The organism is Exiguobacterium sp. s146 (assembly GCF_018618415.1).
GTDB lineage: Bacteria > Bacillota > Bacilli > Exiguobacteriales > Exiguobacteriaceae > Exiguobacterium.
Genome location: NZ_JACSMA010000006.1, coordinates 84,818 through 90,852 on the forward strand (window position 1 = coordinate 84,818; position 6,035 = coordinate 90,852).

8 protein-coding genes, 2 tRNA genes and 1 rRNA gene are annotated in these 6,035 nt (G+C 52.8%); 2 read left to right on the forward strand and 9 right to left on the reverse strand.

The annotated features are described in order from the left end of the window. Positions 1 to 3: 3 nt before the first annotated feature. The 6 genes from tsaD to KNP83_RS14155 all read right to left on the reverse strand — a co-directional run bounded on the left by tsaD (position 4) and on the right by KNP83_RS14155 (position 2,864). Positions 4 to 1,026: a tRNA (adenosine(37)-N6)-threonylcarbamoyltransferase complex transferase subunit TsaD gene (tsaD, locus tag KNP83_RS14130; RefSeq protein ID WP_214763028.1), complete on the reverse strand. Its 1,023-nt coding sequence runs from the start codon at positions 1,024 to 1,026 to the stop codon at positions 4 to 6. Continuing rightward, positions 1,023 to 1,484, reverse strand: coding sequence for a ribosomal protein S18-alanine N-acetyltransferase (gene rimI, locus KNP83_RS14135; protein ID WP_214720076.1), 462 nt, complete (start codon positions 1,482 to 1,484; stop codon positions 1,023 to 1,025). The genes tsaD and rimI overlap by 4 nt, the downstream gene beginning before the upstream one ends. Beyond that, the gene (gene tsaB / locus KNP83_RS14140; RefSeq protein ID WP_214763029.1) at positions 1,477 to 2,133 is read right to left on the reverse strand and encodes a tRNA (adenosine(37)-N6)-threonylcarbamoyltransferase complex dimerization subunit type 1 TsaB; all 657 of its coding nucleotides are present in this window, start codon (positions 2,131 to 2,133) and stop codon (positions 1,477 to 1,479) included. Before tsaB ends, rimI begins: the two co-directional genes overlap by 8 nt. Further along, complete coding sequence (gene tsaE, locus KNP83_RS14145; protein WP_214763030.1) at positions 2,130 to 2,579, reverse strand: tRNA (adenosine(37)-N6)-threonylcarbamoyltransferase complex ATPase subunit type 1 TsaE; 450 nt, start codon at positions 2,577 to 2,579, stop codon at positions 2,130 to 2,132. Before tsaE ends, tsaB begins: the two co-directional genes overlap by 4 nt. Before the next feature lie 106 nt (positions 2,580 to 2,685). Next, positions 2,686 to 2,762 (reverse strand) — tRNA-Met (locus tag KNP83_RS14150). 25 nt (positions 2,763 to 2,787) lie between these two features. Next, a tRNA-Met gene (locus tag KNP83_RS14155) sits at positions 2,788 to 2,864 on the reverse strand. Positions 2,865 to 3,003: 139 nt separating this feature from the next. Here KNP83_RS14155 and KNP83_RS14160 point away from each other — a divergent pair. Next, a complete protein-coding gene (locus tag KNP83_RS14160; RefSeq protein WP_214763031.1) occupies positions 3,004 to 3,786 on the forward strand; it encodes a sporulation protein in 783 nt (260 codons plus the stop codon). Here KNP83_RS14160 and KNP83_RS14165 read toward each other — a convergent pair. Beyond that, positions 3,781 to 4,413: a uridine kinase family protein gene (locus KNP83_RS14165; RefSeq protein ID WP_214763032.1), complete on the reverse strand. Its 633-nt coding sequence runs from the start codon at positions 4,411 to 4,413 to the stop codon at positions 3,781 to 3,783. The genes KNP83_RS14160 and KNP83_RS14165 overlap by 6 nt on opposite strands. Before the next feature lie 51 nt (positions 4,414 to 4,464). Here KNP83_RS14165 and KNP83_RS14170 point away from each other — a divergent pair, with 51 nt between their 5' ends. Then, positions 4,465 to 4,842 carry an HIT family protein gene (locus KNP83_RS14170; RefSeq protein ID WP_214763033.1) on the forward strand — a complete coding sequence of 126 codons (378 nt, stop codon included), beginning with the start codon at positions 4,465 to 4,467 and terminating at the stop codon, positions 4,840 to 4,842. A 9-nt stretch (positions 4,843 to 4,851) separates the two neighbouring features. On the opposite strand, the gene KNP83_RS14175 is transcribed toward KNP83_RS14170, so the two are convergent. Together KNP83_RS14175 and rrf are read right to left on the reverse strand one after the other, a co-directional pair. Continuing rightward, positions 4,852 to 5,790 (reverse strand): hypothetical protein, encoded by a 939-nt coding sequence (locus tag KNP83_RS14175; RefSeq protein WP_214763034.1) that lies wholly within the window; start codon positions 5,788 to 5,790, stop codon positions 4,852 to 4,854. 147 nt (positions 5,791 to 5,937) lie between these two features. Beyond that, positions 5,938 to 6,035, reverse strand: a 5S ribosomal RNA gene (rrf, locus tag KNP83_RS14180); the annotation flags it as partial.

Sequence of the window (6,035 nt, forward strand, 5' to 3'; positions counted from 1 at the left end):
CCCCTAGACTGTCATGCTCTCTTCTAAGGATAACCCAGGAACCGCATTCATCGCCAGTGTATCGCGCTTGCCGCGCACATACGCGTGATGGGCCGCGACCCCGATCATACCGGCGTTGTCTCCGCATAAATCGAGCGGCGGGATGACGAGGCGGATGCCTTCGCGGTCCGTCGCTTCTTGAAGCGCAGCACGGAGTCCGCGGTTGGCCGCGACGCCACCCGCGACGAGCAGTTGTTTCGCGCTTTTTTCTTTTACGGCACGAATCGCTTTCTCGACGAGCACTTCGACGACGCTCGCTTGGAAGCTGGCCGCCAAGTTTTCAGGGATGACCGTCTCCCCGCGTTGCTCAGCATTATGGACGGCGTTGATGACCGATGACTTGAGACCACTGAAGCTGAAGTCAAAGCTGCCAGCTTCGAGCCGGACCCTTGGGAACTTGTACGTGTCTTCCCCGTTGGCCGCAAGACGATCGATGGCCGGGCCACCTGGGTAAGGCAGGCTGAGTGTCCGTGCGACTTTGTCGTACGCTTCTCCAGCCGCATCGTCCCGTGTCTCTCCGATGACTTCGAACACACCGTGCTCGGGCATATAGACGAGTTCCGTATGTCCGCCTGAGACGACGAGACAGACGAGTGGGAACTCCATTTCTTCGACGAGGTCGTTCGCGTAAATGTGCCCGGCGATATGGTGGACGCCAATGAGCGGTTTACTATGGGCGAACGCGAGCGCCTTGGCCGCACTGATCCCGACGAGCAACGCCCCGACGAGACCTGGTCCTTGCGTGACCGCGACCGCGTCGACGTCTTGCATCGTCACGCCAGCTTCACTGAGGGCGTCATCGATGACGTAGGTGATCCGTTCGACGTGGTGGCGCGAGGCGACCTCGGGCACGACCCCGCCGAACCGTTTATGGCTTTCAATCTGGGACGAGACGACGTTCGATAAGAGCGTCTTGCCGTCACGCACGAGCGCGACCGACGTCTCATCACAACTCGACTCAATCGCGAGAATGAGCGATGTGTTCATTCTGATTCACTTCCTAACTTCGCCCAGTAAATATAGGCGTCTTCATTGTTGTCTTGATAATATCGTTTTCGACGTCCGGCATTTTCAAAACCGAACTGTTCGTATAGTTTTTGGGCACCGATATTCGAGACGCGCACCTCTAATGTGAGCGCGGCGAGCGACTTCGAACGAGCGAATTCCACGAGTTGCGTCAAGAGCAGATTGCCAATCCCTTGACCGCGATATTCCGGTAAGACGGCGATGTTTGTGATGTGTCCTTCGTCCACGATTTGCCAGACGCCGACGAATCCGACGACGCGACGTTCATGGACGGCGACGAAATAGACGGCCTGCTCATTTTTGAGCATCTCGTTCATGAACGCTTCTTTCGTCCACGGGATGGCGAACGAGGCCTCCTCGACTTTCGTGACTTCCTCGACGTCGAGCCAGTTCATGCGCCGGATTTTAATATCAGCCATTGTTCTGTCCCTCGAGCCATTTCGCTTCCGCTTCAGCAAGACGAAGGTACTCAGGCTCAAACGCGTGGACATCGTCCGTCGCGTCACCTAACGCGACGAGATCGCTCGCTCGGCCGTAACTATGAGCGGCCGGCGCTTCGGTATAGTCGTAAGAAGCGAGCACGTCACGGAACGGCTCGACGTCGCCGACGACGACGAATGGTTCGGTCATGTTGGCTTCAAGCCAAGCGGCGACCGAGGCATGGCAATCCGGCGTCACGGCCTCGTTCTGACGGTAGTGGCCGATATACGCATTGCCACGGCGGGCGTCGATGAGCGCGACGACCGGGAGCTCCGTGTTCGGTGCCGCCGCCATGAGGCGGAGCGCCGAGACGCCGACGAGCGGGAGTTGAAGCGTGTAGGCGAGCGTCTTCGCTGTCGTTACACCGATGCGGATGCCCGTGTAAGAGCCGGGTCCTGTCGTCACGACGATGCGTTCAAGCTCAGTAGGTGTCCATTTGACAGCAGTCATGAGCTGTTCAATCATGGGCATGAGCGTGACAGCGTGGTTCTTTGAGACCATGACCGTCGCTTCGGCTTGAATCTGACCGTGTTCACTCAAGGCGACAGACAGACGAGTCGTCGCCGTATCAATCATGAGTTGCTTCATGCGAGCACCTCCTTCACGAGTGCATCATAGGCGTCGCCGACGGGTGCAAACGTCAGTTGACGTTCCTCGTCGCCGATCCGTTCGATCGTGATAGCGAGCCGCTCCGTCGGAAGCGACGACTCAATTAAGTTCGACCATTCGACGATGGCGACCCCATCGCCGTTGATGTATTCTTCGAGGCCAATATCGTCCCCTGTGTCTTCGAGACGATAGACGTCCATATGATAGAGCGGCAACCGCCCTTGATATTGCTTCATGATCGTGAACGTCGGGCTGTTGACGTTACGCGTGACACCGAGGCCTTTCCCAAAGCCTTGGGTGAACGTCGTTTTGCCGGCACCGAGGTCTCCGTTCAACGTTATGACCGTCCCAGCTTGGACAAGTGTGGCCAACTTCTCTGCCACTGCCTGCGTCTCGGCCGCGGAATGGGTAATCAATGTATACATGATGTTTCTCCTTTAGTCGGTTCTAGCGATACGTACTCATTGTACACTCAATTTTATGCAAAAAAAAACACGAAACGTCATCGTTTCGCTATCTCATTTAAAAAATTGGTTGCGGGGGCTGGATTTGAACCAACGACCTTCGGGTTATGAGCCCGACGAGCTACCAGACTGCTCCACCCCGCGACGACATATGAAATTAAATAAAAATTGGTTGCGGGGGCCGGATTTGAACCGACGACCTTCGGGTTATGAGCCCGACGAGCTACCAGACTGCTCCACCCCGCGATGGTTTGAATTGTTTCGACATCCTCTATAATAAGTGAAGTAGTTATAACATGCAACCTTTTTCTTCATGTTTTTTCAGAATTGGAATCGGGAACATTTAAGGGAGTGTAATTTATAAGAGAAAAGGAGCGCGACCGTCATGTCGAAATGGGGTAATCGCTTTAAAAAATGGTTCTTTTCCGAACTGGACGCATCCGTCTATTTTCACACCGTCCCGTTCATTCCGAACGAGACCGTTCACGGAACACTACGGGTGTTGAACACCACTTCGCATGTCGTGCGCCTGCAAGAATTGACGCTTAATTTTTTGACGACGTTCAAAGACATTACGCTCGAAGGAAATGAATTCAATCGTGAAGCGGATCTTCAAGAAGTCCCAATCGTGTTATCGGCTGTGCTCGAACCAGGTGCTGAAGAGCATATTCCGTTCACGTTTGATTTGACGATGTACGCCCCATCGACCGCAGGGGCACCATACAGCGTGGAAGCCACTGTCTGGGATACGGACGGAAAGCGGGTCTGGTTCGATGTCATCGAGAAAGTCGAAGTCGAACCGCTCCCTGCCTTGAAACGTTTATTACAGGCGACCGAACATGCCGGGCTCGAGCTCATGTTCGTCCGCAACGTCATCGACCCGATTGGGGAAGAGCGACCGTATCCGTTCGTCGAGAAATATGGATTCAAACCGGTCGGTGATTGGGCCGATGAGTTTGAGGTCGTCAAATCGTTCTGGCGGGTCGATGAAGATGGGGTCGACGTCTATTACTGGCTCGACAATATCGAGAAGCAACGCACACTCGAGTCGATTGCAAATGACGTCACGATGCGCCATCGCTCGCTCACATGGGACCAACTCGAGCGCGAGCAAGACCGCCTCGGACTCGGGATTCAAGAGACGTTACGCAGCCATCGCTCATCATGAGTGGTGGCTTTCGATTGTCCAAACATCGTTACTCGTCGAGACGATCGTTTGGAATTTTTCGCGCTGCGGGTGCATGAACAGCTCGTATTGGAGTCGTCGCTCATCGTGCGAAGCTTTCAAATAGGCGAAGTCCATCCCCCGTTCCCCAACATCCCGGACGGAGCGCCGCGCAAACTCGCTATCGCTATCGCTATATAAATAAACCGACGCGTCCCACCAATTCGATTCAAGGAACGCGACGCTCATCCCTTCAACAATGGTGATTCTTTTTGTCGGATCGATCCACGTTCGTTTCAGGTATGGGACGTCAATCGTATAGAATCCAATCCCTTCACGTACCATGCGCACGTCACGTTCTAGCGATAACAGATGGTGCGCGGACGGATGACAGGTCGTCATCTTATAATGATGTGCCTGCCCGTCAACCGTGTAGTCGAGCATGGCACTTTTCCGTAACGTCGAGTCCGTGATATACGGGTCGGTGTTAATGTAGTTCACGTCCCCAAGACGCGCTCGTAAAGCGTCAGCGAATGTCGACTTCCCCGCACCCCCGTGCCCTGATATGCCAATAATCGTGCGGTGCTCGCGCTTGGCCTGGGCAACAATTCTATCAATCAGTTCATTCATACTGCCCCCCCTTTTGATACACTTTATATAGAAAGGAAGTGTACCAATCTGATGTCAACTTGTCCATTTTGTCATCCCCAGCTTGACCCGTCTCAGACGATTGTCGCCGAGAACGAGACATGCTACTTCTTGATGCACGACCGTGAGCAGGACGTGCTCGTCGGCTCTGGCGTCATCGTCCCGAAACAACATCGCGCAACGACGTTCGACCTCACGCCTTCGGAATGGCACGATACATATGTATTGCTTCACGAAGCGAAGTCATTCCTCGAGGAGACGTATGGCCCTGACGGCTATACGCTTGGTTGGAATGTGGGTGCCGCTTCAAATCAAACAGTTCCGCATGCCCATTTGCACGTCATCCCACGTTACGCCGACGGACCGCACGCGGGTAAAGGATTACGTCATTGGTTGAAACGACCAGAATGACCAAACAGCTCATCGTATGAGGATGAGCTGTTTTCGTTTCGTTTCGGTTTCTTCAAGTTGTCGCTCCAGCCGTTCCACTTCTCTCGTCATTTTCTCGATGAGTTGAGTGATTTCACGGTCAAGACCTTTTACCTTGTCGAGCGAATCATTGATTCGTCCATGCATCGTCCACTCGGAAAAGATATCATCGAGGAAGTAGTCAGCGAATTGAATGAGCGAACCGCGTTCAATGTGTAAGCCGCTGACAACTCCTTTCACATCAGCCAATTCCCGTGAAAAGCGTTCCAACGCAGCTTGAAGTTCATGCATCTTCCGTTCCGAAGCATCGATGGCGTCATGTTTCATTGCAGTTGCAATCAATCCACCTCCAAAGAACGTATCATACGTCGACCAACCTTTCGCACTATCGAGATGTTTGAGTGTTTTGGAGATGACCGTTCGCGCTGAGTTCCCGGCAACGATAGCTTCTTTATATTCAACAACTAACTCGGTCATTTTCACCTGTTGATCTGTGAGGCGATATAACTCTTCCCTAATAGTAGAATCTTGCTTCAAACGAGTTTCCTTCTCTTTTATGAACGTTTCCCATTCCGCGTCAATTCCATTATAGGTCTCAAACGTCTCATATAAGTCACGACGCTCAAGCGCTAACTCATCCAACATCGCCTCATGTTCCCGTAACTTCAGTTCGGCCCGGGCCGCCTCTTCTAATTCAATCGTTTTTTGTTCGTTGAACGTTCCCCGGAGCTTGCGCCACGCGTTGACGAGCGAGAATGAATCTAAGTCGTAGACGTCGCGCTGTTCTTTCGTAAACGAATTGAGAAGTTGCTTGCGTACAGCTTCATGTTCAGCAATTTGTTTGTCGAGTGTTTTTAGTTTACGAGCAAGTCGGTCCCGTTCTGCCATCCTTTGTTGTAAGTCTTGCTGCTGTTGGTGAAAATAAGTCATAGATGATTTCTCCTTTCGATTTCCAAGAAGGCTTCAGCATTATACGTTCTGATATTTTTCTCTTTTCTATACGAAAGGACTTCTGGAAAGTTTCAGTTCAAACCACAAAAAAAAGACGACCAAGCATTTGCTTGATCGTCTCATATGGCCTGGCAACGTCCTATCCTCACAGGGGGAGACCCCCAACTACTTTCGGCGCTGAAGCGCTTAACTTCCGTGTTCGGCATGGGAACGGGTGTGGCCGC